The 25,296-nt window shown below is 55.8% G+C and carries 21 protein-coding genes and 1 other RNA gene; 15 read left to right on the top strand and 7 right to left on the bottom strand.

The window, feature by feature from the left end; genetic code table 11:
- Window positions 1–235: 235 nt before the first annotated feature.
- Together BQ8290_RS01495 and BQ8290_RS01490 are read left to right on the top strand one after the other, a co-directional pair.
- Window positions 236–964, top strand: coding sequence for a helix-turn-helix domain-containing protein (locus BQ8290_RS01495; RefSeq protein WP_337660891.1), 729 nt, complete (start codon window positions 236–238; stop codon window positions 962–964).
- Window positions 965–976: 12 nt separating this feature from the next.
- Window positions 977–1,603, top strand: a complete 627-nt coding sequence (locus BQ8290_RS01490) for a hypothetical protein (protein ID WP_108787022.1) — start codon at window positions 977–979, stop codon at window positions 1,601–1,603.
- 2 nt (window positions 1,604–1,605) lie between these two features.
- Here BQ8290_RS01490 and rpoH read toward each other — a convergent pair whose 3' ends face one another.
- Entirely contained in the window at window positions 1,606–2,448 is an 843-nt protein-coding gene (rpoH, locus tag BQ8290_RS01485; protein WP_443112331.1) for an RNA polymerase sigma factor RpoH, read from the bottom strand.
- A 193-nt stretch (window positions 2,449–2,641) separates the two neighbouring features.
- Window positions 2,642–3,607, bottom strand: a complete 966-nt coding sequence (locus BQ8290_RS01480) for an RluA family pseudouridine synthase (protein WP_108787020.1) — start codon at window positions 3,605–3,607, stop codon at window positions 2,642–2,644.
- Between the two features lie 29 nt (window positions 3,608–3,636).
- Between BQ8290_RS01480 and BQ8290_RS01475 the strand changes: the two genes are divergently transcribed.
- The 6 genes from BQ8290_RS01475 to BQ8290_RS01450 all read left to right on the top strand — a co-directional run bounded on the left by BQ8290_RS01475 (window position 3,637) and on the right by BQ8290_RS01450 (window position 7,653).
- Window positions 3,637–4,092, top strand: a complete 456-nt coding sequence (locus BQ8290_RS01475; protein ID WP_337660890.1) for a M67 family metallopeptidase — start codon at window positions 3,637–3,639, stop codon at window positions 4,090–4,092.
- 9 nt (window positions 4,093–4,101) lie between these two features.
- Window positions 4,102–4,755, top strand: coding sequence for a histidine phosphotransferase family protein (locus BQ8290_RS01470; RefSeq protein ID WP_108787015.1), 654 nt, complete (start codon window positions 4,102–4,104; stop codon window positions 4,753–4,755).
- Window positions 4,756–4,790: 35 nt separating this feature from the next.
- Window positions 4,791–5,501, top strand: a complete 711-nt coding sequence (locus tag BQ8290_RS01465; RefSeq protein ID WP_108791721.1) for an N-acetylmuramoyl-L-alanine amidase — start codon at window positions 4,791–4,793, stop codon at window positions 5,499–5,501.
- Between the two features lie 113 nt (window positions 5,502–5,614).
- On the top strand, window positions 5,615–6,310 hold the full coding sequence (gene aqpZ, locus BQ8290_RS01460) for an aquaporin Z (protein WP_108791719.1): 696 nt from the start codon (window positions 5,615–5,617) through the stop codon (window positions 6,308–6,310).
- Window positions 6,311–6,387: 77 nt separating this feature from the next.
- Window positions 6,388–6,816: RNase P RNA component class A (gene rnpB, locus BQ8290_RS01455), an RNA gene on the top strand.
- Window positions 6,817–6,864: 48 nt separating this feature from the next.
- Window positions 6,865–7,653, top strand: a complete 789-nt coding sequence (locus BQ8290_RS01450; RefSeq protein ID WP_108787013.1) for a hypothetical protein — start codon at window positions 6,865–6,867, stop codon at window positions 7,651–7,653.
- A gap of 60 nt (window positions 7,654–7,713) precedes the next feature.
- On the opposite strand, the gene BQ8290_RS01445 is transcribed toward BQ8290_RS01450, so the two are convergent.
- The 3 genes from BQ8290_RS01445 to BQ8290_RS01435 all read right to left on the bottom strand — a co-directional run bounded on the left by BQ8290_RS01445 (window position 7,714) and on the right by BQ8290_RS01435 (window position 13,747).
- Window positions 7,714–11,316, bottom strand: a complete 3,603-nt coding sequence (locus tag BQ8290_RS01445) for an autotransporter domain-containing protein (RefSeq protein ID WP_337660889.1) — start codon at window positions 11,314–11,316, stop codon at window positions 7,714–7,716.
- A 210-nt stretch (window positions 11,317–11,526) separates the two neighbouring features.
- Window positions 11,527–12,837, bottom strand: a complete 1,311-nt coding sequence (locus BQ8290_RS01440; RefSeq protein ID WP_108787009.1) for a nucleotide sugar dehydrogenase — start codon at window positions 12,835–12,837, stop codon at window positions 11,527–11,529.
- A gap of 106 nt (window positions 12,838–12,943) precedes the next feature.
- The gene (locus BQ8290_RS01435; RefSeq protein WP_108787007.1) at window positions 12,944–13,747 is read right to left on the bottom strand and encodes a metallophosphoesterase; all 804 of its coding nucleotides are present in this window, start codon (window positions 13,745–13,747) and stop codon (window positions 12,944–12,946) included.
- A gap of 405 nt (window positions 13,748–14,152) precedes the next feature.
- On the opposite strand from BQ8290_RS01435, the gene BQ8290_RS01430 reads away from it, so the two are divergent.
- Window positions 14,153–15,055 (top strand): TorF family putative porin, encoded by a 903-nt coding sequence (locus BQ8290_RS01430; RefSeq protein WP_108787005.1) that lies wholly within the window; start codon window positions 14,153–14,155, stop codon window positions 15,053–15,055.
- A gap of 214 nt (window positions 15,056–15,269) precedes the next feature.
- Entirely contained in the window at window positions 15,270–15,707 is a 438-nt protein-coding gene (locus BQ8290_RS01425) for a VOC family protein (protein WP_108787003.1), read from the top strand.
- 27 nt (window positions 15,708–15,734) lie between these two features.
- Here the strand turns inward: BQ8290_RS01425 and nhaA are convergent, their stop codons facing one another.
- Complete coding sequence (nhaA, locus tag BQ8290_RS01420; RefSeq protein WP_108787001.1) at window positions 15,735–16,970, bottom strand: Na+/H+ antiporter NhaA; 1,236 nt, start codon at window positions 16,968–16,970, stop codon at window positions 15,735–15,737.
- Between the two features lie 94 nt (window positions 16,971–17,064).
- Here nhaA and BQ8290_RS01415 point away from each other — a divergent pair, with 94 nt between their 5' ends.
- From BQ8290_RS01415 to BQ8290_RS01395, 5 genes are all read left to right on the top strand, one after another.
- The gene (locus tag BQ8290_RS01415; RefSeq protein WP_337661478.1) at window positions 17,065–18,585 is read left to right on the top strand and encodes a glycosyl transferase family protein; all 1,521 of its coding nucleotides are present in this window, start codon (window positions 17,065–17,067) and stop codon (window positions 18,583–18,585) included.
- An 8-nt stretch (window positions 18,586–18,593) separates the two neighbouring features.
- The gene (locus tag BQ8290_RS01410; RefSeq protein ID WP_337660888.1) at window positions 18,594–19,811 is read left to right on the top strand and encodes a hypothetical protein; all 1,218 of its coding nucleotides are present in this window, start codon (window positions 18,594–18,596) and stop codon (window positions 19,809–19,811) included.
- A gap of 79 nt (window positions 19,812–19,890) precedes the next feature.
- The gene (locus BQ8290_RS01405; protein WP_108786995.1) at window positions 19,891–20,805 is read left to right on the top strand and encodes a TSUP family transporter; all 915 of its coding nucleotides are present in this window, start codon (window positions 19,891–19,893) and stop codon (window positions 20,803–20,805) included.
- Window positions 20,806–20,867: 62 nt separating this feature from the next.
- Window positions 20,868–21,581, top strand: coding sequence for a TIGR02186 family protein (locus BQ8290_RS01400; RefSeq protein WP_108791717.1), 714 nt, complete (start codon window positions 20,868–20,870; stop codon window positions 21,579–21,581).
- 118 nt (window positions 21,582–21,699) lie between these two features.
- Complete coding sequence (locus tag BQ8290_RS01395; RefSeq protein ID WP_108786993.1) at window positions 21,700–23,403, top strand: helicase HerA domain-containing protein; 1,704 nt, start codon at window positions 21,700–21,702, stop codon at window positions 23,401–23,403.
- A 67-nt stretch (window positions 23,404–23,470) separates the two neighbouring features.
- On the opposite strand, the gene BQ8290_RS01390 is transcribed toward BQ8290_RS01395, so the two are convergent.
- Window positions 23,471–25,282, bottom strand: coding sequence for a TIR domain-containing protein (locus BQ8290_RS01390; RefSeq protein ID WP_108786991.1), 1,812 nt, complete (start codon window positions 25,280–25,282; stop codon window positions 23,471–23,473).
- Window positions 25,283–25,296: the final 14 nt, after the last annotated feature.

The following is a 25,296-nucleotide window of genomic DNA, read 5'->3' as shown; positions in this document are numbered from 1 at the left end:
AACCACCAGCCCATCTCTATCAGGAAATCCTGCAATTCGTCGCATGTAAGCCTCCATTCATCGTCTACATCTATCCCCTTATCGGCGACGAGTGGCGGCGCGCCATGGCCAAGAAAGGCCGATTTCCGCCACTTATGCGGACAGGTCGGTAGCGATTTGAGGAATTGTGCGGATGTGTGCGGTTTTGTGCGGATTGAAACAAGACAGGGGATGAACGATGGGGTATGCGAGTTTCATGAGTGACTTTGACAATGCGCAGGTGGCGTTTCGCCTAAAGGAAGAAATTGCGCGTCGGCGCCTTTCGCGCGCCGGTTTGGCAGAAACGGCGCGTTTGAGCATTTCGACGTTAGAAAAAGCGATGTCGGGCCGGCGGCCATTCACATTGGCCACTATTGTCCGGTTGGAAGAGGCGTTGGGTTCATCGCTTCGGGGCGAAGCGGAGGTGGAACCGGCTGGGCCGGCGCTAGCCCCGCCTGAAATGGGATCATATGTCCGGCAAGCGGTTGAATGGATCGAAGGGGAATACCTCACCCTGCGCGCCAGCTTCGGTGAGGAGAACGCCGTCTATGCCTATCGCACTCAAATCCGCTGGAGCAGCGCGAAGGGGCATCTGGTCTTCGCCGAAAGCGATCGGGTGGACGCAACCTTTGAACAGGCTGGGTTTGTCTCCATGCCGCATTTATCGGGCCACACTTATTTGATGACAAGCGAGGCAGGTCAGTACCGTATGATCATGTTGGGACGCGCCACGCGGGAAAGGCGGATGTTCGGCCTGTTATCGACATTGCAAGTTGGGCAGGGGTCGCAATTGGTGCCGGTGTCGTGCCCTGTCGCATTTGTTCCGATGGCGCAGATGGACAACCCGGATTTCGGATTGGTGCGCGATGGCGATGCGCGTTGCACCGAATATCGCGGGCTATTGGACACCGCGCTTGATGGCGATTTTTGCCGGCTAAGGCGGTGAGGCGTTTGAGCCATGATCATTGTAGCAGAAGGGATCAGCGCAGCCGGTAAAACCACCTTTGCGCGCCAATTCGGCGAAGGCCGGTGGCTGCCAGAAATCGAGGCCAAAGGGGAAAGGCCGGGACCGGATGATCCGCTAAAGGATCACGCGCGTTTTTGGGCGGATCACAACGCATTCCGGTTTCAACTCTCGCAAGAAATTGAAGCGAAGCATGGCTTTGCAATTTGCGATACCGACCCGATGAAGGTGCATTATTCATGGTGTATGGAGAGGGCCGGTTTTCATTGGCCGGACAAATTCGAAATTGCGGTGCCGTTTGTGCGTGATGCGATATCGGAACGCCGGCTGGGTTTTGCCGACTTGTACTTCGTCAAACGCATTGAGCCAGAAATCGCGCGCGCCCAGAAAGAAGGCGATGCAACGCGACGGCGTGGCAATTTTGACCAACATCTTGCGCTTCAACCGCATTTGATCGACTGGTTTTCTGCAATGTCAGGTGCATTGCCCGGTTGCGTTCGGTGGGGCTTTCCGGAAACGGATGCTCTTATTGGCGAAGTGAAAACAAAAACGCCGGAGGATAACCCCCGGCGTTTTGATGTTTCGGTGTTCGACGATCTGATCCGCCGATTGCCGGATTGACCTTACGCCATTCCAGGCAAAAGCTTCTCACCTGCGATACGCTGCATTGCCTTTTGAAGTTTCTCAAAGGCGCGCACTTCGATTTGACGGATGCGTTCGCGTGACACGTCGTAAACTTGCGACAGTTCTTCGAGTGTCTGCGGTTTTTCCGTCAATCGGCGTTCGGTCAAAATGTGCTGTTCCCGCTCATTGAGCGAGTCCATTGCCTCAACCAACATACCGTGCCGCACATCGGCTTCTTCTGCGTCGGCAACCGTTTCATCCTGCAAAGGACGATCATCGGTCAACCAATCTTGCCATTCGCCTGCGCCTTCTTCGCCGTTGCGCATCGGTGTGTTGAGCGATCCATCGCCCCCCATCATCATGCGGCGGTTCATGTTGACGACTTCTTGTTCTGGAACGCCTAAATCGGTCGCGATTTTCGTCACGTCATCGGGGTGAAGATCGGAATCTTCATACGCCTCAAGCTGCTTCTTCATCCGGCGAAGGTTGAAGAACAACTTTTTCTGAGCCGCGGTGGTGCCCATTTTTACAAGGCTCCACGAACGCAAGATGTATTCTTGGATCGACGCTTTGATCCACCACATCGCATAGGTTGCGAGGCGGAAGCCGCGATCGGGTTCAAATTTCTTGACGCCCTGCATCAACCCGACATTCCCTTCGGAAATGAGGTCGGATACGGGCAGGCCATAGCCGCGATACCCCATCGCGATTTTCGCAACGAGACGAAGGTGGCTCGACACAAGCTGAGATGCTGCCTGTGGGTCCTCATGTTCGGCGTATGCTTTCGCGAGCATATATTCCTGCTCTGCGGTCAGCACGGGGTACTTTTTGATCTCCGACAAATAACGGTTGAGGCTTTGCTCTCCGCTGAGTGACGGGACGGTGGACTTTGCTTTGCTCACTTTTTCCCAAACCTTTCTAGTGTCGACCTCTGATGCCGGACCCCTGATGGGCATCCGGTCTTTTGGGCCACATGGTTACATATACAGTGCGTATGTCTGTATTACGAGAGTTTGACGCAAAATGTTGCGCCATTCATCGATTAAAACGCGCCAGTTCGTCGATTAGTTCCTGCATATCGTCGGGTAAATCCGCGCGAAACCTAAGGTTTTCTCCGAGAATCGGGTGTAAAAACCCCAGTTCCGCCGCATGAAGTGCCTGACGCGCGAAACTCAATTCAGACAGGATCGGCTTCAACGCCTTGGGTGTTTTGCCATACAATTGATCTCCTAGTAGCGCATGGCCGATTGATGCGCAGTGAACACGCACCTGATGCGTCCGACCAGTTTCGAGGCGACATTCAATGAGTGCGCTCGTTTCCAACCGTTGAAGAGCTTTGTAATGGGTAACGGCATGTTTTCCGCGTGAGGAATTCTTTTCAAGCACAGCCATTTTCTTGCGGTCGCGATCGCTGCGGCCCAGTCTTTCGTCGATCGTGCCCTCAGCGGGGGTCGGATATCCGCCGCAAACGGCCAAATACCGCCGATGCACGCTGTGTTCCGCGAATTGCGCAGCCAGCCCTTCGTGCGCTGCATCGGATTTGGCGACCACCAACAGGCCCGATGTGTCTTTGTCGATCCGGTGAACAATGCCGGGCCTTGCGACCCCTCCAATACCGGATAACTGCCCGCCAGATTGAGTTGCGCAATGGTAAAGCAAGGCGTTGACCAATGTTCCATCGGGATTGCCCGCCGCCGGATGTACAACCATCCCAGCGGGCTTGTTCACCACAATAAGGTGTTCGTCCTCAAAGGTTATCGAAAGGGGGATGTCTTGTGGCATCGCGGTGGCAGAAACGGGCGCGGGCACTATGATGCGGAATTCGGCTCCGGCTTTGACCTTAGCCGAAGGCGACATCACTGGCGCACTGTTCAATTCAACCATTCCGTCGGCGATCAGCGATTGGACCCGCGCACGCGACAGATCCGTCGCATCGGCAAGCGCTTTATCAAGCCGAGCCGGGGCGACGATGACACCAATGATGATTTCCGCATCGGACATGCGTAAAGCCATGCGCGATGGACATTCATGTGACAAGCCAAACGCTAAACGCGATGATTGCCGCCGCGCATGAGGCGCATCCAAACGAGGCCTGTGGAATCTTACTTGGGCGGTTCACCGGCCACGCAAAGAGCGACAGTGTGACCATTGCAGCCTTCATCCCGGCCAAAAATGTTCATCAGAGCCCGCAAACTCACTTTGAAATCGATCCCCAGACGCTCATTGATGCGCATCGCAATGCCCGCCATGGGGGCGCGCAAGTGATTGGGTGTTTTCATTCACACCCAAAAGGCGTGGCCAAGCCATCCCAAACCGACCTCGACTTGGCCGCCAATGACGGAGCAATTTGGGCGATCTTCGGCGCAGTTGAAGGAGCAGACGGCGACCCAAAAGCGATCCGTTTCTTTCGTGCACCGGTTGAGCCGGTGGATGGTTTTGGGGAACGGAGTTTTGCGGAGCTTTTCATCGTCCCGAACGAAAGCTAGAACACGTCTATGACATCACAAACTGAACTCGCCGCGCTTATGTGTTCGCGGCTATGCCACGACATGCTTTCACCTGTTGGTGCCTTGTCGAATGGCCTCGAATTGCTTGCCGATGAGCAAGATCCCGAAATGCGCGCGCGTTGCATCGAATTGCTCGAACAAAGCGCCAAAATTAGCACCGACAAGCTCAAATTCTTTCGCCTCGCCTTTGGCGCGGCCGGTGGGTTTGGCGAAGCCGTGCCGGTTGAAGAAGCGCAGGAGGTGATCGCTGCGTTGGCCAGCGATGCGAAGCGGGTCGAACTCAATTGGGCCATTTCGGAGAGCTCTTTGCCCAAACCGGCTGTGAAGGTGCTGTTGAACTTGTCCCAGATCGCTTTGGACGCTTTGGTGCGTGGCGGTACTCTGGACATCGGGGCAGAACGGCGCGGCGGCAATGTTGAGATTGTCGCACGGGCAACGGCAGAACGGATCGCCTTCGACGAAGCGATCGGCAACACTTTGCAAGGCGAAGTCGGCGCGGACGACATTTCCAGCCGGAATGCAGCGGCGCATATGATTGCGCTTTTGGCCGAGGAAATGGGCGGCGGTCTGCAATACCAGATTACCGACGGTGCTTTGGTATTGGGGGCGGTCTTGCCCGAACCCGAAGGCATGATCGGGTGAACGGCGAATTGGGAGAATTGCCGGAATGGCGTGACATGGAAACCAGCGAGCTGGTCCATGCAGTCGCTCCCTCTCCCAATTGCAATGATCGCAAACTGCCCATCACAATGTTGGTGGTGCATTACACCGAAATGAAACCGATTGAGACCGCATTGGCGCGGTTGACCGATCCCGATGCGGGTGTCTCGGCGCATTATTTGATCAGCGAAGAAGGCATTGTCACCCAGTTGGTATCGGAGGCAAAGCGTGCTTGGCATGCCGGAGCATCCTATTGGCGAGGCACAAAAGACGTTAACTCCGCGAGCATTGGAATTGAATTGGATCACCCCGGTCACGCCGGCGGCTATCGAGATTTCACAGATGTTCAGTTTCAGGCGCTGGTTCCACTAATCGCTCGCATTGTGAAACAATACGATATCCCAAGAGCGAACGTCGTGGGCCATTCCGACGTTGCTCCGCTGCGTAAGATCGATCCGGGCGAGTTATTCCCTTGGGATCGTTTGGCGGAATATGGGTTGTGTTTGAAACGCCCAGAGAGATTGGAACAGATTGATCCGTTTCACAACGAAGGGGCTTTTATCCTCGCGCTGGAACGGTTTGGCTACGACATTACCGAAGGCCGCAAAGCGATAGAGGCGTTTGAACGCCGGTGGCGGCCCGAAAAGATTGAAGGAAAGCCAGACGCGCAATTGGGCGCGATATTATGGCATTTGCTATTGGAACGTGACCGCGGGACGGCACGATAAATGCGAGATTGCCGAGCGCGCCGAAACACGAAGTTTACAAATCGGTACAGCGCGCTTCGGCAAAATCTGCTCTGATCGGAGCAACGATAATCATCAATGGGAGGGAACATGCGATGATGAAGAAACTTGCAGCCGAATTTATCGGCACATTTTGGTTGGTTTTTGGGGGCTGTGGCTCGGCTGTATTGGCCGCTGCATTTCCAGAATTAGGCATTGGTTTTGTGGGCGTTTCGCTCGCCTTCGGCCTGACCGTTTTGACGATGGCCTATGCAGTTGGCGGTATCTCCGGTGGTCACTTTAATCCAGCCGTCTCGTTGGGTCTCGCTATCGGTAAGCGTTTCAGTTGGGGTGATTTGATCCCCTATTGGGTCGCACAAGTTCTCGGTTCCTTCGTTGCAGCAGGCGTGTTGTTTGTCGTCGCCAGCGGTGTTTCCGATTTCCAAGCGGGCGGTTTTGCATCCAATGGATACGGCGAATTGTCACCGGGTGGATTTTCCATGACTGCCGCCTTGGTGATCGAGATCGTTTTGACCGCAGGGTTCCTGATTGTGATTCTGGGTGCAACATCTTCCAAGGCTCCGGCTGGCTTTGCGCCGATTGCGATCGGTTTGGCACTGACTCTGATCCACTTGATCTCGATCCCGGTAACCAACACATCGGTCAATCCGGCACGCTCGACCAGCGTGGCGTTCTACGCAGACACTGCCGCTGTGCCTCAACTTTGGCTGTTCTGGGTTGCTCCGTTGATCGGCGCTGCGATTGGCGCGCTAATCTGGAGCTTCCTGCTTTCGCCTGACGAAGCCGAGTGATGGCCGCGCAGATAGAATGAAGACATTGGAAGGGCCGGCTTTGCTAAAGTCGGCCCTTCCTCTATGGAGCTACCCATCAGGGGGCTGAGGCAGCCGCGTGGATCCGTTTGGGTTCGCGAGGAAAGTCCGGGCTCCACGAAACAAGGGTGGCGGGTAACGCCCGCCGAGCGCCCGCAAAACGGGCGTTTAGGGAAAGTGCCACAGAGAGCAAACCGCCGATGGGCCACGCTGTTCACACAGAAGGCCACAGGTAAGGGTGAAAGGGTGCGGTAAAAGCGCACCGGGGCGTTGGTGACATCGCTCGCATGGTAAACCCCACCCGGAGCAAGGCCAAATAGGGGTCTCGCGCCTGTTTTCAGGCAGGAGTGGTTCGCTCTGAGAGATCCGGGTTGGCTGCTTGAGCCGTTCAGCGATGGACGGCCCAGATGAATGGTTGCCACCGCGCGTCAGGTCCTTTCGGAAACCGCCCGCGGATACAGAACCCGGCTTATGATGCCCCCTGATACATATTCTGAGATGTTGGAACGGCTCGGCGATGCAGTCGTTGGCACACCATGACACATCAAACGGATATCCGACGCAGCCTGATGCAACGCATCGCTGTTCTTATCGCAGTCTTTGTCCAAATTGGCGCAACCTTTTTGCCGCAGCTTGGGTTTGGCGAGCCAATCGGCGATCGATCGGATTCAGTCCGCACCTTGATTACTCCTTCGGGATGGGCATTCGCCATTTGGGGGCCGCTCTTCCTTGGCTCGGCTGTGTTTGCAATTTGGCAGGCCCTGCCAGGGCAGAGCCGAAACGGATTGCTCAATACAATCGCGTGGCCTGCGGCCGTCGCCCTATCGGCGCAAGGCGTCTGGGCGACCTACACGCAGTTTGCCAATCTAACCGCGATTTCGGCGATCATCATTCTGGTGTCGCTAGGCGGGTTGTTGATGTGTCTTCGCGCATTCGTCTCTGCGCAGAGCATGTCCAATGGTGAACGTTGGTTCGCGGCGCTTGTGTTGAGCGCATTGGCCGCGTGGCTCACGGCGGCTAGCATCGTGAATATTTCGGCCACGCTCGCTTTTTATGGGATTGGCGGCGGGTTTGCGTATCCGTTGGCTGCGGCGACAATGATTGTCATTGGCGGTGTGATCGCTTCGGTTGCGGTTGCGCGGTCTCGCGGCAACCCTTGGTACGCCCTTGTCTTTGGCTGGGCATTGCTTGCGATCTATTTTCGCGGCGGACAAGAATCGAGCAGCATCGCAATCGCATGCGCCGCATCGGGCGTATCGGTGATGGTCGCTATGGCGGTGACCATCGCAAAGCCATCCAATCGTCGTCACTGGATTGGCATATAGAAAAGGGGCCTCACCATATTGGCAAGGCCCCTTGTTCTGCGTTGTAGGTTCGACCCGGCGCTAGAAGCGCCAGCTTAGCGAAAGTCGCCCTTGGTCGTTGGAAAGCGCACCACGCCCCATATCCGACGTCACCGAAAGCGATGCCGTTAGATTGTCACCAACGCTCATCTCTGCGCCAGCATTGACCGAAACCCATTGTGGGTCCAGCGCATTGGCGATTGTGAATGGTGTGTCCGCCGCACCAAAGAAGCGCGCCGTGACCACATCCGACGTATCGGCCAATTCGCGCGCATAGGCGACAGAACCGAAGGCCCGGATCGCGCTCTTCTCACTCGTCGCAATGTCGAACGATGTCATCGCACCGATCTTTGCCCCCATCGATGTAAAGGTCCGGTCGGCCACCGATAGGCCAAATGAACCCGCGCCGACCTCGTCGTATCCGCCGATGGAATTGCGAACATAATCCATGCTCACAACAGGGCCGACTTCAAAGCCTTGGGCCAAATCAAACGCATACCCGAACCGGACGCCGCCAAAGGTTTGTTCCCCATCGGATTGACCGACCGCATTTGTGTATGCGTTTATGAAATCACCTTGGGCTGCTCTGTCGCTGCCGAATTGTTGTTCTGCGGTCCCAGCATAGCCATCGGCGAACAATCCGCCATCGGACCAAGATGCATAGATCGCCACCGACTGGCTTTGATCTTGTTGCGCCCGAAGCGTGCCGGTGGACTGGCCAGAATTGCGGATGTTGGACACCGCAACGCCAAAACTGAACCCTTCGGTGACCTGCAAATCGGCGCCGATGGTGATTTCGCCCGCTTGGGCTAGAGACGCTTGTTCAAGGGCATTGGCTCCGATCACGCTGCCGTGACCGGCATGACCCGTAACCGCGCCGTTGGTCCCGAAAGAACCAAATCCGGCGGCGCCATTCCCAAGAACGCCCGAATGCTGTCCGCCGTTTAGGTAGACACCCGAGGCGCTGCCAAAGACTCCAAGTCTGCCTGTCTCAATCGGCGTGTTCCCAGCAAGAGCAAAGCTTGCATTGCCCGCAGCCGAGAAACCACCGGCCGCACGCGATCCACCGCGCAGCGCGAGATTGCGTTGCGCAAGTTGACCGGTGAAGCGTTGGGAGAAGCTGTTCGCGGTAAAGGTCTGGTTGAACGCGTTGACCGGTGTCAACGACGTCAATGTCGCCCCCAAAGTATCGACCGTCGCGCCATCCAAGACGGCAAACATATCGGAAAATTCCGTGAAATTGGATGCCCGCAATGTGTCGAGAGCGGAACCCAATGACCTAAGCGAGCTGTTGCGGCCTAGAATGTCTCGGATGCTGCGCGCGCCGACTTCGACGATCACACTGTTGTCCTCAATCCGATGTTCCGCGATCAACAAGGCAGAATTGCTGAGGAAGGTGACATTCGCAAAATCGCCGTCGATTTGATCCGCGGTTAGCAAAGTGAATTCTGTGCCAAAACGGACCCGGCGGTCTGTGTTGGACAAGATCAATTCGCCATCAAGGATCGCAGCGCCTGTCACTGTGTAGCTATCGGCGCTTACTACGCTGCGTCGGCCCACCGAAAAATCGCCCCACAACGCGCCGCCGCTGGTTTGGATGTAGTCACCATCGATGGTGAGCGATCCAAAACCCTCTGCTCCGCCTGCGCTCAACATCCCTTCGAGGTTGAACAAAGCGTTGGTGTTGATCGTGCCGCCGTCGCCTCGCAATTCACCACCAGCAAGGGTATAAATCGCGGTATTCAATGTGCCGTCGATCTCAGCAAATCCATCAAATTGTTCAACACCGATGATACTGGTGAATTCCCATTCATTGGGGAGCACGAAACCGGCCCGCCGGTGATCAACAACAAGTTTATCGATTTCAACGTCAAGATCGACCGTGGTTATGCCGCGCCGTGTTAGATGCACTTCAAAATACTGAGCCGGATTTTCGAATGCTGTGCCGATTTCACCGTCGGTGTTTTGTGGAACAAATCCCGTTGATCCAGGGCCAACCAACACAGAGCTCGAAGGAGTATTTCCACCGAAATTCGGCGTTCCTTCCGCTGGCAAACTGACCGAATTGATGTCGGGATATTCCGACACATCATTGCCAAGTATCAATCCAATGCTCGGCCCGGTTTCAAAGACACCGGGTTCATCGCCCGTTGGCAGTCCGTTGACCAAAGTGCCGGTTCCATCATCAATGAGGAAACCGGGGTCAAGATCCTGGGTCCAATGATCGGGGTCCGACCAATTGCCGTTTCCGCGTTTCGCCGAGACATATTTGTACGCGGTGTTTTCGCTTAGGAATTCGAAGAACGGATAGAGCGGGTTGTAAAAGCTGATATCGCCAAATGTATTACCAACCCCAAAGAAGTCGTACCCGCCGCTCAAAACGGCTGTGATAACAGGCGGGCCGCCCAATTGGTCTGCGATTAGGGGCGATCCGCTATCGCCTCCGGCGGTGGCAACCTCATTCGGCAGGGCATCGCCATCAAACCAATCGATGGAAAGTACCGCATCGAGGGTCTCGCAACTGATTCTGCCATCGCCAAAAAAGACACAGCGATCTTCGCCAGGGCCGATGCGATCCGGGTTGTCAAAATCGGTAAAATAGAAATTTTGAGTGACTTCGCCGAAATTCGCTGTCGGGGCAAAATCAGGGGCAATCGTGTCAATCAAGTCGGCGGGTGACGCGATCGCGCCCAACATGTTCTCGCCGACCCGGCGCAGAAAGCCGATCGGGAGATCGCCGAACAATGCGCTATCCGCGGTCCCGAAACTGCCATAGCCGACCTGCACAACATGCGTCAGCTCTGTCAGCGGAGTCAGAAGAATGGGCAATGATGGTACGTCAGTGATCGGCGTGTCGACCGCGATCAATGCGATATCGGCCCAAGGAAATCCAAGTCCGCCATTGTCCAGATTGGACGACGCATGAATGACCACATCGGTGCTGCGCGCGACGCCGCCTTCGGTGTAGTTCGCGCCAGTGCCTAGATATTCAAAGAACCGAGTTGATGAATTGACCCCGGTCGAGATCAATTGCGTGCGTGCCGCGCCGTTTTCGGCCAGGCCATACGCTTCGGAAGAGTTCGAATTGACGCAGTGCGCGGCGGTCAAAATCGTGCGTGGGTTGATGACGCTCCCGGTGCAATTGAAAAAGATCTGACCCGATCCATTCACCTGGCTAAAGATTTGGACAACGCTGGGTTGCGTGTTGTCGAAATCAATCGCGCCGTCCAATCCGACATCATCCCGCGAAACGATGCGCGGTTCTGCGGGAACATCCAATGCAGAGATGTCGCCGGTGAAACGCGGCAAGGCCAAAGTAACGGGCTGATCAAACGTTGAACTGATTGGGCCGCTGTTCAAACCTGCAAATGTGTCGATCGGTGATTTGTCCGGCACGCGAGGATCGTAAACTTCCCGGCTTTCCGGGGCGTATTCCCGGCCAGTCGTCAGGTCAAAACTCGACTGAAGCTGATCCTTGGTGGATCCAATATCGGAAGAATCCGCTGTGTCTTCGTCAAGAAATTCAAAGCTCAGATTGGCATCGCTCGCCGCGTTGTCATCGCCAGATGCGTATGCTGGCGTTGCTGCAAGCGCACCCGAAAGCGCGACCATGCCTACGCCTGAAAGAAATCTACGTTTGATCATAAAAGCCCCCATGGATTGAATTACCCCTACCCGAGCAGGAGGCTACAATAAAAAGGGCGAAATTCCCAATTGGCAGAGCAATTTTTTCGCTGAACCAGAGGCTTGGTGGGACAGGCGATGCACCTCTGCCCATAACGAAAAGCGCCGGTTTGCGTTTCTGTCGCAAACCGACGCTTTTCATTGTCAGATCGTGTTTTGGATCGCGAGAGGTTAGCTACGGCCGATGCTTGTATATTCGAATCCAGCGGCGCGCATGTCGTCCGGATTGTAGATATTGCGCAGATCAACCAAGGTTGGCGACGACACCAGATCTTTGACTCGGTCCAGATCAAGCGCGCGGAACACATCCCATTCGGTCACGATCGCAACAACATCGGCGTCTTTGATCGCAGCATAGGGTTCATCGCACATTGCGACTTGCGGCATGAGCGGTTTGGCGATTTCCATCCCTTCGGGATCGAACGCGGATACGATGACACCGGCATCGGTGAGTGTCTGAGCGACTGCGATCGCGGGCGAATCGCGCATATCATCTGTGTTGGGTTTGAACGTCAGGCCCAAAAGCGCCGCGCGTTTGCCGCGGGCATTGTCGGCACCACCAAGCGCATCGAGCACTTTGCGGCCCATTGCGCGTTTGCGGCTCTCGTTCGTTTTGACAACCGCCTCAACAATCCGAGTAGGGCTATCATAATCTTCTGCGGTCTTGAGCAATGCCAGCGTATCTTTGGGGAAGCATGATCCGCCATACCCCGGCCCAGCATGCAGGAATTTGGACCCGATGCGGTTGTCCATTCCGATACCGCGGCTCACATCTTGAACATTCGCGCCGACTTTTTCGCACAGATCGGCCATTTCATTGATGAAAGTGATCTTTGTCGCGAGGAACGCGTTGGCGGCGTATTTGATCAGCTCGCTCGTCCGGCGTTCGGTAAACAATATGGGCGATTCATTGAGGAAAAGCGGGCGATAGACTTCGCGCATCACGTCGCGACCGAAATCGTCTTCGGCACCGATGACAATGCGATCGGGACGTTTGAAATCGCCAATCGCCGCGCCTTCGCGCAGAAATTCTGGATTGGACACAACGGAGAATTGATGGGCCGTCCCGCTGTCTTTCAGAATGCGCTCCACTTCGTCGCCTGTTCCAACGGGGACGGTCGATTTGGTGACGACCACGGCGGGGTTTGCCATGCTGTCGCCAACTTCTTTGGCAACGGCGTACACAAATGACAGGTCGGCATGGCCATCGCCGCGACGGCTGGGTGTGCCAACAGCGATGAAGATGGCCGCCGCATCTTTGATCCCTTCGGCAAGGGACGTTGTGAAAGACAGACGTCCGGCTTTCACGTTGTTTTCGACCAATGAGTCCAATCCCGGCTCATAAATCGGCATGACGCCTTCGTGCAGTCGATCAATCTTGCTTTGATCTTTATCAATGCAGACAACGTCGTGGCCAAAATCGGCGAAACAAGCGCCCGAAACCAGGCCAACATAGCCCGAACCCACCATTGCAATCTTCATGGCGTTATGCCCCTAGTATTTCTCAAATGCTTCTGCGCGCGCCTTTAGCGAAGGGGCACAAAAATATGGTAAAGACGCAGGTGATACCAACGCCCTTGGTTTGGTTTTATGCCCGTTCGCCCTGAAAGACTTCGATCGGGCCGCCGTCAATCTGGCTGGCCTGAAGGACGCGTCTTTGATCGTCTTCGAGCACGAGGGCCGTAAGCACACCTGAACGAAAAGCGCCAGTGTCAATCCCGATCCGGTTGCCGCAATCCATGACCTTGTCAAAGATCGTGTGACCATGGACTACAACCTTATCCAAGGCCCCTTCGTGATCGAGGAAACGGTCACGGATCCAAAGCATATCGGCGCGTTTTTGCTGATCAAGCGGCACGGCTGGATCAATGCCAGCGTGTACGAAGAGATAGTCACCGGCGATGATCATCTCTTCGAAATCTTTCATGTAGTCGATGTCGGCTTGGGGGATCAGTTGCGGCATAAGAGCAAACAATTCGTCCAAGTTCATCGCGTTGAATTGCTTGCGCGACAAACCATAGGACAGCACGGTTTCGCGTCCGCCATGTTTCAAGAAATGGCGAAGAATCTCGGGCTTCTTAAACGAGTTGAGGAACATTTCCTCATGATTGCCGGCCAATACGCGCACCGATCGTTCGGCTTGCCATGCTTTTGTGCGGGCAATAACGCCGGCACTTTCCGGTCCGCGGTCCACCAAATCTCCCAACAGGATTACATGGCTTTCGGATTCGGGACGGGACGCGTCATCGACATCGATTGCTTCGATTAGAGCGGCGTATAGATCAAGCCGACCATGGATATCGCCAATCACATAGTAGCGCGTGCCGGCGGGCACCGCAGGAAGCGGAGCGCTGGGCCGGGGACGGAACATTTTGCGGATGGCGTTGAACATAGTTGATCTAAATTTGAGCCTTTAACCGGACATTTCTTCGCGTTGATCCAAAGTCATGCGGTTTACAAATAAGGCCGCCGGATGGGACCGCATACGCGGGTAAAAAGGGAAGGTGTCGTGAGGTTGCCGCTTTAATAGGATGCAAGCTGAACGGCAACTGAGCTGTTGTATGTTGTTGTGTGCGCGACGGAATTGCGTCCGAATGAACCGATGCGGTGGTGCAAAATTTCAACAGTTGGCCGGACTTCTTTCGCGAAGTTGTGCGCAGCGTCGCAATTTCTCTTGTGCTGTGCAGCATTTGTGTGCACGATTGTTTCACATTCGGATGAGATTGCTCATAAAAATACGCAGCCTCCGAGTGTGCAGGTGGGACGAAGCAACAACATTAAGTTTAAGGAAGTTGTAATGCTCACGTCCATCCGCGGCCTTTCGGCCGCAACCCTCTCCGCTGGTCTGCTCTTTACCGCAGCTCCTGCATTCGCTTCGGAAACAACCGAGGCTCCTGTTGCTGATGATACTATCAGCCCAGAATTGATCGCAGCATCCGCCGCGCTCGATAGCAAATCCGCCGATTCGTCCGATGTGGCTCTGTCCACAAGCACAGAGCGCGCTGTTGAAACGATTGATGTCGATTCAACCAGCTCCTTTGGCGGTGAAAGCGGTCTGACATTCTCCGGAAATGTCGCGTTCACTACCGAATACCGTTTCCGCGGTGTTGATCTGTCTGGTGGTGAATTTGCCGTACAAGGCGGGTTTGACATTGGTCACTCGTCCGGATTCTACGTCGGCACTTGGGCATCAAACCTTGATGAACAAACCGTTGGCTATGGCTCGACTGAGCTTGATCTGTATGGCGGTTGGAGCGGTGATCTGACCGATGGCGTTTCCGCCGACGTCGGCGTCATTGCCTATCTGTATCCGGACGCTGGTCCCGGTGATTTTGACTACGTCGAATTCTACGGCTCACTGAGTGTTGGAATTGGCCCTGCATCGCTTACAGGCGGTCTTGCCTATGCTCCTGATCAAGATTCATTGGGCAGCACCGACAACCTGTATCTCTACACCGATCTGGGCATCGGCATCCCTGACACACCGATCACAATCAACGGCCATATCGGTTACACCGATGGGTTCTTGACGTTTACTGGCGACAGCAAAGCGTTCGATTGGTCAATTGGTGCCGATTTCGCGACCGGTCCGGTCACTTTCAGCGCAGCTTATGTTGGCGTTGAAGGCGATGCATTGATCGATGCGGGCAAAGTCTTCACCGATGACGCATTCGTGCTCACGGTTGCTGCGAGCTTCTAAGGAATGCTTTAGCACACGGACAATAACCTGCAGTTTAAGCAGGAGGAACGGGGCGCGGGACTGTAATGGTCTCGCGCCTTTTTCTGTTGTGACGGCACTGTATTCATTGGGTTGCTGATGCGCTTCCCCGGCGTGCCCGCTGCTGGTGATCCACCGATCCCCTTGCGGGGCATTGCGCCGCGCCCTAGCTGTATCGGCGAAAGGACATCCCCAAATGACTCAGTTTCTTCATTCCATGATCCGCATCACTGATCCCGATGCTACGGTCGATTTCTTCAAACTCATCGGCCTTGAAGAGGTGCGCCGTTTCGATGTTGAGGCAGGGCGCTTCACGCTCATTTTCCTTGCTGCGCCGGGCGAAGAAGGCGTCGCAGAAGTGGAATTGACCTACAATTGGCCACCCGAAGACGGCAGCACGCCGGAAACTTACGATGGCGGGCGCAATTTCGGACACCTCGCTTATCGGGTCGAGAATATCTACGAAACGTGCCAGCGGATTGCGGATGCTGGCCACATCATTCATCGCCCACCGCGCGATGGTCATATGGCGTTTGTTAAATCACCCGATGGAATTTCGGTTGAATTGCTTCAGAAAGGCAATTTGGAACCGCAAGAACCATGGGCCAGTATGGAAAACACCGGCACTTGGTGAAGCAATAGGAAGCGGGCCCAGCGCGCATTACGCTGCGCTGGGCGCTTCTCCTTGATCGTCGCATTCGTCCTCGGGATGCGTCGTCGTTAGGCGCAAGACCACAAAGCCAAGAACCGCCGAAATCGCCGATCCGGTCAGAATGCCAATTTTGGCTTCTTCGATAAACATTGGCTGATTCGGGAATGCGAGGCCGCCGATAAACAGGCTCATCGTGAATCCGATTCCGCAAAGGATCGATATGCCCCAAATTTCGGGCCAACTGGCGTTCTCAGGACGGGGCGCAAAACCTGTCTTGTCCGCGATGAACACTGTCGTGAAAATGCCAACTTGCTTGCCCACGACCAAACCAGCGGCAATCGCGATGGGCAGCGGATCCAACAACGCCTCTGGCCCCATGCCTGCGAACGACACGCCCGCATTGGCAAAGCCAAAGACCGGAACAACCAAATACGCGCTCCACGGAGCAAGGCCGTGTTCCAATTTTTCCAACATGGAATTGCCGTCACGCCGATGCAGCGGGATGGTCAACGCGGCCAAGACGCCAGCGATTGTCGCGTGGACACCCGTGTTCAGGACGCAATACCAAAGGACCACCGACATCAAAATGTAGGGCCAAAACACGCTAACCTTCATACGGTTTAGCCCGACCATGATGCCCAAAACGACCACAGCGGCGACCAACCAGGCCATTTTGATCGTCGGCGTGTAAAACACCGCAATAACCATGACCGCGCCTATATCATCAACAATCGCAACGGTGAGAAGGAAGAGGCGCAAAGATGCAGGCACTCGGTTGCCGAGCAAGCCGAGCACACCCATCGCAAACGCGATGTCTGTTGCCGCAGGGATTGCCCAACCGCTTGTGTATTCACCGCCACCGGACACTGCCATGTAAACCAGAGCAGGCGCCGCCATCCCCGCCAGCGCCGCAACCATAGGCAGGCGTCGCGCAGCGGGATCAGACAACGATCCTGAGATCAGTTCACGTTTCACTTCCAGCCCGACGACAAAGAAGAAAATCGCCATCAAACCATCGTTGATCCACAAATGGAGATCATACAGTTTGGGGATCGGGGTCCATGGCAATTTGCCGTAGAACAGATCTTTGTATTCCGTCGCGAACGGAGAATTCGCAGCCAACATCGCGGCCGCAGCGACAAGGATCAAAAGCACGCCCGCAGACGCATCACCGACGAACAATGCGCGCACAGGCGCAAATAAACGGCGAAGTGGAGGGGCGGTCGTGTTCGATGTGTCAGACATAATGGTGCCCCTTTTCAGAAAAGTGATGGTGGTTGCAAGGTTAAACAGGGGGCGTTAGGTTGAATTCTTAACAGGGAGTGGGGTCGCTTTGTCTGTGTTTGGATCTGTATTTGGATCCCTTTCCGGGGCCATTACCGGGATGGGCGACGCTTCGGGTGTTGTTACCGGCCTTGGTTGGAACCTGTGGCAATGGACCGCGATCTTACAGCATGAATTGTTGTTGTTCGCCGGTATTTTCTTCCTGATTGGCGCTTTGGATGATCTCGCGGTGGATCTTCTGTGGCTTTGGCAAAAGCTCGCTGGGCGCATCAACACTCCACAGATTGAACGGCGAAGGTTGCAGCAGGCTGACCTACACGGAAAGGCCGCGATATTTGTGCCCGCTTGGCAAGAGGCAGAGGTTATCGGCGCAACGATTCAACATCTGCTAGAATCATGGCCGCATGAAGAATTGCGACTGTATGTCGGGATCTATCGCAATGATCCGCAAACATTGGAAGCCGCAATGCGCGGTGCGCGTAGCGATGCTCGGTTGCGATTGGTGATCCATGATCGCCATGGTCCCAGTACGAAAGCCGACTGTTTAAACCGATTGCACGATGCGATGCGTGCCGATGAAGACCGCAGCGGTGCCCGCTTTTCTACGATTTTGTTCCATGACGCCGAAGATATGGTCGATCCCGCTGGTTTGGGATTGCTGGACCATGCGATCGCATCGGGTGCCGATTTTGCGCAATTGCCGGTTGAACCGTTGCCACAAGGCGGGCGCAATTGGTTGGGCAATCATTATTGCGAAGAATTCGCCGAGGCGCATGGCAAAGGCATGGTCGTGCGCAGCGAAGTCGGTGCCGCGCTTCCGGCGGCGGGCGTCGGCTGTGCAATTTCCCGCAGCGCGCTCGACAAATTATGCGCAAAACACGCTGATGGTGAGCCGTTTGAGCGGGAATCGCTAACCGAGGATTACGAATTGGGCCTCTCTATCTTTGAAAGCGGCGGGGCATGCGAATTCGTAAGAGCGCGAGGCGATGATGGTCTTTTGATCGCAACGCGGGCGTATTTCCCTTCTCGGTTGGAGCACATCGTCCGTCAGAAAACCCGCTGGGTTCATGGCATTTCACTACAGGGATGGGATCGAACAGGATGGTCCGGCGGTGTAATCGAAACCTGGATGCGCGCGCGTGATCGCCGTGGGCCCATTACCGCACTTGTTTTGCTGCTGGGTTATACGCTGTTTGTCTTGACGTTGGCATTGTCGATCGCGGTCGGCATGGGATTGGCACAACCGACACCCTTAAGCCCGTTTTTGACCGGGCTGCTCATCGTGAATTTGTGCTTTTTCGGTTGGCGCGTTGCATGGCGATTTACCTTCACAGCGCGCAACTACGGATTGGTCGAAGGCGTGCTTGCCGTGTTGCGTATCCCGGTGACCAATGTGATCGCAATCATGGCAGGTTGGCGCGCGGTTGTTGCCTATTCGCGGACCTTGTCAGGGCGCGCGATCGAATGGGACAAAACGCCGCACACGCGCCACCCTTTGGGCGGGGTGCCGTCTTCTAAAGGACTGGCCACCAATATGAGGGCGCCTGTGCCACGAACCGGCCCGGTGCGAGCATGAACGGCGGTATGACAACCAAAGGCACGGCTTTGCCGGTTGGGACAAGAAATCGGGGCGGGCCGCTGATCATGCTCGGCCTCGTGCTGCTCGTATGGATTGCGGCTCGTGTGGTCCTTTGGGAAAGTCCATTTGTTGCGATTGAATTGCCATCGGTTGAATTGCTGATCGCCAAGGACGATCGTTCTCTTAACGGCGCGGGTGGCGAGTCGACGAACGTGCTCGTCGGTGAAACGGACCCTGCGCCACCGCCTCCACAAACTCTGGCGAAGGCAACAATCGGCCAACCTTGGACTGACAGTTCTTTGATGTTTGGTGCCGAAACCGGGGCGTTTCAATCGGCCAATGATCAATCGGCTGGGCTGCAAAGCCACAACAGCTATGGCACAAGCCCCCTTATCGCGTCCGGGCACAGTTTCCTTATGGCCGCTGCGTTCCGTGTGGATTGGGCCGATAGTTCCGATACCTCGGTTTCAAATGCGGAGATCGCGGAGCTTAAGGAGCGCGTCACCGAAGTTAGCCCTATTGGTCCGGCTGTGATGTTGCCCATTCGCAATCTGGATCGATGGTCCCTCGATGCGTTTGCGTTTTATCGACAAGGGTCGGGCTCCACCTCTATTTCGCAAGGGCGCGTGCCGGTCTACGGAGCAAGCCAGATTGGCGCTAACATACAGTACCGGATTGCGCCGGGATCGGACCTTGATCCACGTGCCTTTGTGCGGGCCTATCGCGCATTTGTGCCTGACGGAGAAAACGAAGTGGCTGCAGGCCTGTCGGCGCGCCCGGTGAAGGCGATACCAGTTCGGGTTGCGGCTGAAATGCGGGTGACGAACAACTCGTTCGGAACTCAGGCGCGACCGGCTGCCTATGCTGTCACCGAATTGCCAGTTTTGCCTTTGCCGTTTGATATCCGTGCCGAAGCCTATGGCGGAGCCGGTTACGTCGGGGGGCGGGCCAACACGCCATTTGTCGATGGCCAGGCCTCGGTTTCGCGTCAGGTTATGAGCATTGATCGTCCCGGTGGCCGTTCGGTTAATTTCAGTGTCGGCGCGGGTGCATGGGGCGGGGCACAACGTGACGCCAGCCGGCTGGACGTGGGCCCAAGCGCGCGGATCGATCTGACCATTGGCGATGTGCCCGCGCGCATTTCTGTCGATTGGCGCGAACGTGTTGCGGGCGATGCTGCGCCCAATTCTGGCATTGCAGCAACGCTTTCTACTCGTTTTTGATCGAGAATTCTTCACGATAGCGGGGATCAGGGGCACGCCCTCACTTCCCACTTTCGCATCGCTCAGCTAGTCCGTTTCTATGGATGTTTACCTCCCCATCGCGAATCTTTCAGTGAACGGCCTGTTCATTGTGCTTTTGGGCGGGTTGACTGGAATTTTGTCGGGCCTGTTTGGGGTCGGCGGCGGTTTCTTGACCACGCCTCTTTTGATTTTTTACGGCATTCCACCAACGGTTGCGGCCGCATCCGCCGCGACTCAGGTGACAGGCGCGAGCGTTTCGGGCGTTTTGGCCCATGGTCAACGCAACGGCGTCGATTATCGTATGGGCCTAGTGATGGTGGGCGGCGGCGTGGTTGGCGCCCTGATGGGGGCGGTTTTGTTCCGCTTGCTTCAATCTTGGGGTCAGATCGATGTCGTCATCAGCTTTCTCTACGTCATTTTGCTTGGCACGATTGGATCGCTGATGATGCGAGAGGCGTTGGAGGCCCTGCGCCCCGGCGGCACATCCGGCGATGCGAACCCTCGTAAACGTCGCCATCACCCTCTTGTCGCAGGGTTGCCCTATCGTGTGCGATTTTACCGTTCTGGCCTCTACATTTCACCCATCGCGCCTTTGATCTTGGGTGTGTTGGTGGGCATTTTGACGATGTTGATGGGCGTTGGCGGCGGCTTTATTCTGGTCCCGGCCATGCTCTACATCCTCGGTATGAGCGGAAACGTCGTTGTGGGCACATCGCTTTTCCAAATCCTGTTTGTGACGATGGTCACAACCATGACCCACGCATTGACCACGAAGGCTGTCGACATAGTTTTGGCGGGATTGTTGTTGTTGGGATCGGTGTTGGGCGCACAATTCGGAACTCAGATCGCTATGAAAGCGCGTCCCGAAGTTTTGCGGATGGTTCTGGCCGGAATTGTTATCCTTGTCGCGCTTCGGATGTTGTATGGTTTGGGCGTGCAGCCCGATGAAATTTACACGGTGAGCCCGCTGTGAAACGCGGCGGCGTTTCTCGAATTCTTGCCCCTTTGGCGCTGTTAATCTCCGCCCCTTTTTTGATGGGGCAACGCGAACCGGTTCTGGTGCCGGAGGTAAGCCAATCCCGCATTGAGGTTCGACAGGGATTCACCGGCGCGAACCTGTTGCTCTATGGTGCGGTGATTGATCCCGCTGCTGCGTCTAGCCGGACCGAATATGATATTGTCGTGGTGGTAAAAGGGCCAACTGAACGCATCCGACTGCGCGAAAAGACGCGGATCGCCGGTGTTTGGATGAATGCCCGATCGAACGACTTTCAATCCGCACCCTCATTCTTTGCCGTATCGGCATCCCAACCCATTGATGAGATCGTGGATGCGCGCACCGCCGCCATCTATGAACTAGGCACCCGATTTATCCAGCTTAGTCCGACGGGCCAGATTGAACCGGAAGAACAGGCCCGGTTTGCCCGCGGTTTGGTGGAAACCCGCGAACGGCTGGGTCTCTATAAGGAGGAATCCGGCGGCGTCCGCATCAGCGAGGGCGTGTTGTATCAGGCGCGGATTGAGCTGCCCTCCAATGTAACGACGGGGCAATACACGGCGGAAACTTTTGCGATCTCGGATGGTCGAGTCCTGGCCAGTGCCACAGCGGATATCGAAGTGGTAAAAGTCGGCCTCGAAGGGACCGTCGTTTTCGCAAGCCAGCGTTGGTCGCTCTTCTATGGAATGGGCGCGATTATCCTTTCGGTTGGAATGGGATGGTTGGCGGGCCGGTTCTTCGCCCGCGGCTAAACGTCTGGTCTTTGGCAATTAAAGCCTCAAGCGATCGACAATATTGACCCGATCTTAACCTCGTTCCGGCAATTGTTGATGCCAAGTGGTCATAGGGCCACGGGCTAAGGAACACCGCATGACCGATATGGGTAATCACAATTTCGCTTCTTCAGGTGACAGCGCTCAACAAGGCGCTCCGGCTGCTGCAGAGCCCGCTGCTCCGGCCACTTACAGCAACGAGAACGCGACCCAACCTATTGGGGTTGTGTTGGAAATTTCCGGCGCAGGTTCGCAAATTGCACTTGATCTACAACGCCTTAGTGAATGTATGGAAGACGAAGATCGATCGGTGGCTTTGGCCGGTCAGGTCGGCAGTCAGATCAAGATCCGCGTCGGCAATGCATGGCTGCTCGCGAATGTGCGGGATCAACGCAAGGATCGCCGCAATGAGAGCGGCATCATTGCGCATATCGATTTCCTAGGTGAGGGTTCCGAAGAAAAGCTGACGGGGCGAATCCACGGGTTCAAACGCGGTGTGACGCGTTATCCTGTTCCGGGCGCCCTTATCTATCCCGCGACGACCAAAGACCTTGAACAGATCTATGCCAGCGACGGCCGCGCGAACATCACCATCGGGACGGTTTTCCCGACAAAAGATATTCGCGCTGGCCTGTATATTGATGCGATGTTGGGCAAACACTTCGCGCTGCTGGGTTCAACCGGTACGGGTAAATCGACCAGCGCGGCATTGATCCTGCATCGCATTTGTCAGGCCGCGCCCGAAGGTCACATCGTGATGGTTGACCCGCACGGAGAATATTCCGCGGCCTTTCGTCAGACCGGTCAAATCCTTGACGTGGGCAATTTGCAGATGCCCTATTGGTTGATGAATTTCGAAGAGCATTGCGAAGTGCTTCTCACCAGCGACGGCAACGAACGTCAGGTGGATATGGATATTCTGGCCAAATGCTTGCTGCATGCGCGGTCGAAGAACCGACTCGCCGAAACTATGGGCAAGATCACCGTCGACAGCCCGATCCCGTATCTGTTGTCGGATCTTTCGACCAAAATTCAGGACGAAATGGGTAAGCTGGATAAGGCGACCTCTTCTGCCCCATACATGCGTATCAAAGGCAAGCTGGATGAGTTGAAGAACGATCCGCGCTATCAATTCATGTTCTCCGGCATGTTGGTTGGCGACACGATGGCCGATTTCATTTCCAAAGTTTTCCGGATGCCCGGCGACGGCAAACCAATTTCTATCATCGATGTGTCGGGCGTTCCGTCGGACATCACATCGACGGTGGTTGCGGTTCTATCGCGGCTTGTATTCGATTTTGCGATTTGGGGCCGCGAAGAACGCACTCGGCCAATCCTGCTCGTTTGCGAAGAGGCGCACCGTTACGTGCCCAATGAGAAGAATTCGGACGGGTCATCGGTGGCCAAAATCCTTAGCCGGATCGCGAAAGAAGGCCGGAAATACGGTATTTCACTGGGCCTAATCACTCAGCGTCCTTCTGACCTTGCCGAAGGCGTCTTGTCGCAATGCGGCACGATCCTTTCGATGCGTCTCAACAACGACCGCGATCAGGCTTTCGTGAAAGCGGCGATGCCCGAAGGCGCGCGCGGCTTCCTCGATTCCATTCCCGCATTGCGGAACCGAGAGGTGATCATTTGCGGCGAAGGCGTCGCAATCCCTATCCGCGTCAATTTCGACAATCTCGAAGAGCACAAACGGCCGGCATCGGAAGATCCGAGCTTTGCCGAATTGTGGAACAATGGCGGCGGCGAGGAAGAATTGGTCGAACGCGTCGTATTGCGTTGGCGATCACAAGGGTGATTCAGCCGCTCTTGGCATGTTCTCTCCGATTGACACGCCCTGTTTCTGCTGAAGAATCGCTAGCGCGCTAGTTGCTGGCCACCACACGTCCCAACAAGGCATCGAAATTCTCGATCTCGGTCCAATCCGTCGCTGACGGGTTGTAGCGCAGGTTGTACAAAGGCCGTGTGCCGCCTGCCTGCCCGCTGTTCTGACCCAGATCGTTGAACGCAATCTCGCCGGTGACCCCGTTGAAACGCTGTGTGCGAAGGGTTTCGACCAATCGTTCGGAAGTGATGTCGCCGCCCATGCCGGCGATCGCCTGCTTGATGACAAGGCCGGAATCGAACGCGATGGCTTCCGATGTTAGGCTTGGCGTCAACGGACCGAACACCGCTTCGAAGCGGCGAGAATCCGGCAGGCCGCGCGTGTCCGCAGGGCTTCGGCGTATCTCGTCCATCGAGAAGAGACGATTGTGCTGAATATCCATCTCGTTGCTGACTTGCTGGACAACTCTGCTTGTGTTCCAGCCCCCCAACAATGCGGCACGCGGCGCCTCGGAAGAGGCATAGAAATTCTCGACCAAGACCTTAAAATCGGTGCTGTAACCGAGGACTATAATCATCTTGTTCTCGTCAAAAATCTGACGCGAACTGGCCAATTCGAAACTGTCCATGATTTGGCCACGGCGGAAGTTTATCGTCCGAACGCGCCCTTCATTGTACCAGTCTGACCATTGCGGCAAACGGTCGGTGATGCCGCGGAAAAACAGTTCACCGTAACTCGGTTCTGCGGAATTTGGCACCGACTCAACCATCAAGACCAATTCCACACCGCTTTCGATGGTGTTCTGCGCCAGTCGCGCAAATTGTTCAGACCGTTCGTCAACGCCGGATCGGACGCGGAACAACGGCAGGTCCCTTTGCTCCCATCCCAGATCCCCGCGTGATGCCGCGGTTGTAAGAAGGATCGCAGGCGATCGACCGCTTTCCTCAACCACTTCTAGAACGCTGGGCGTGAATTCCGTGATTGTTGGTCCGACAATTGCAATCACATTGCGTTGCGCCAAATTGGTCCGCAATCCTTCCATCAGTTCCGGGGCGTCGCGTCCCTTCATTTCGTCGATCGTTGCGGTCAGATCGCGGATCGTGACGGACGGCGTGTCGCGGAAGGACGCTTTCAATCCCTCCGCTTGGTTCACACCGAAACCATCGCTGGGAAAGATGCTTAGGACCACCGGAGACATGTCATCGGGTGGAGGAGGGGCGCTTCGACCGCCAAACATTTGCAGGGCCAGCAATCCTGCGACCACGATACCCACGACGCTTGCAGCGGCAGGCCAATAGCGTTTCCACACCGGAGCACCGTTGGTGTCGTTGGATGCTGCGGCAGCAGAAGGCGCCGGGCTTTGCACGGCAGCAACAGACGCAGTGGCCTCGGGCGATGATGTGATATCGTCGAGCAATTCCGCCTGAGTCTTTGGCGTACCCGATTCTGGAAGACCGGTCGCCGGACCGGCCAGCTTACGCACCGAGTCCAAAAATTCGGGCCAATTTGCGCTTTTCGTGGGGTCTTCACCGCCATCCTGCAATTCGGCGGCTTGAATGCGGCGGAAACCGCGAGGGATCACGACCTGATCGATGGTAATGGGGACCAAGGTGTCGGTTTCAACACCGTCTTCGGCCTCTTCCTTTACCCAGCGGCTGTTGATGGATTGGTTGGACCAAACCACGATGATGGCCTTGGAGCTTTTGATCGCTTTGTCGATCACATGGTCGAATTCTTCGCCCGCGCGAATGTCGCGGTCCCACCACACTTCATACCCTTCGGCTTGAAGCGCTTTGGCGATGTAATCGACACGTTCCCGGTCTGCCCGGGAATAACTGATAAAAATATCCATGAACCTTGCCCCTG

The sequence above is a fragment of the Erythrobacter sp. Alg231-14 genome, from assembly GCF_900149685.1.
GTDB lineage: Bacteria > Pseudomonadota > Alphaproteobacteria > Sphingomonadales > Sphingomonadaceae > Erythrobacter.
The sequence above is the reverse complement of the archived record's forward strand: the minus strand, read 5'-3'. Positions and strand labels throughout refer to the sequence as shown.

Coding starts and splice junctions, on each gene's coding strand:
- BQ8290_RS01495 (WP_337660891.1), top strand. CDS start 236: ATGAGTGACTTTGACAATGCGCAGGTGGCGTTTCGCCTAAAGGAAGAA.
- BQ8290_RS01490 (WP_108787022.1), top strand. CDS start 977: ATGATCATTGTAGCAGAAGGGATCAGCGCAGCCGGTAAAACCACCTTT.
- BQ8290_RS01480 (WP_108787020.1), bottom strand. CDS start 3,607: ATGTCCGATGCGGAAATCATCATTGGTGTCATCGTCGCCCCGGCTCGG.
- BQ8290_RS01470 (WP_108787015.1), top strand. CDS start 4,102: ATGACATCACAAACTGAACTCGCCGCGCTTATGTGTTCGCGGCTATGC.
- BQ8290_RS01465 (WP_108791721.1), top strand. CDS start 4,791: ATGGAAACCAGCGAGCTGGTCCATGCAGTCGCTCCCTCTCCCAATTGC.
- aqpZ (WP_108791719.1), top strand. CDS start 5,615: ATGATGAAGAAACTTGCAGCCGAATTTATCGGCACATTTTGGTTGGTT.
- BQ8290_RS01450 (WP_108787013.1), top strand. CDS start 6,865: ATGACACATCAAACGGATATCCGACGCAGCCTGATGCAACGCATCGCT.
- BQ8290_RS01445 (WP_337660889.1), bottom strand. CDS start 11,316: ATGATCAAACGTAGATTTCTTTCAGGCGTAGGCATGGTCGCGCTTTCG.
- BQ8290_RS01440 (WP_108787009.1), bottom strand. CDS start 12,837: ATGAAGATTGCAATGGTGGGTTCGGGCTATGTTGGCCTGGTTTCGGGC.
- BQ8290_RS01435 (WP_108787007.1), bottom strand. CDS start 13,747: ATGTTCAACGCCATCCGCAAAATGTTCCGTCCCCGGCCCAGCGCTCCG.
- BQ8290_RS01430 (WP_108787005.1), top strand. CDS start 14,153: ATGCTCACGTCCATCCGCGGCCTTTCGGCCGCAACCCTCTCCGCTGGT.
- BQ8290_RS01425 (WP_108787003.1), top strand. CDS start 15,270: ATGACTCAGTTTCTTCATTCCATGATCCGCATCACTGATCCCGATGCT.
- nhaA (WP_108787001.1), bottom strand. CDS start 16,970: ATGTCTGACACATCGAACACGACCGCCCCTCCACTTCGCCGTTTATTT.
- BQ8290_RS01410 (WP_337660888.1), top strand. CDS start 18,594: ATGACAACCAAAGGCACGGCTTTGCCGGTTGGGACAAGAAATCGGGGC.
- BQ8290_RS01405 (WP_108786995.1), top strand. CDS start 19,891: ATGGATGTTTACCTCCCCATCGCGAATCTTTCAGTGAACGGCCTGTTC.
- BQ8290_RS01400 (WP_108791717.1), top strand. CDS start 20,868: ATGGGGCAACGCGAACCGGTTCTGGTGCCGGAGGTAAGCCAATCCCGC.
- BQ8290_RS01395 (WP_108786993.1), top strand. CDS start 21,700: ATGACCGATATGGGTAATCACAATTTCGCTTCTTCAGGTGACAGCGCT.
- BQ8290_RS01390 (WP_108786991.1), bottom strand. CDS start 25,282: ATGGATATTTTTATCAGTTATTCCCGGGCAGACCGGGAACGTGTCGAT.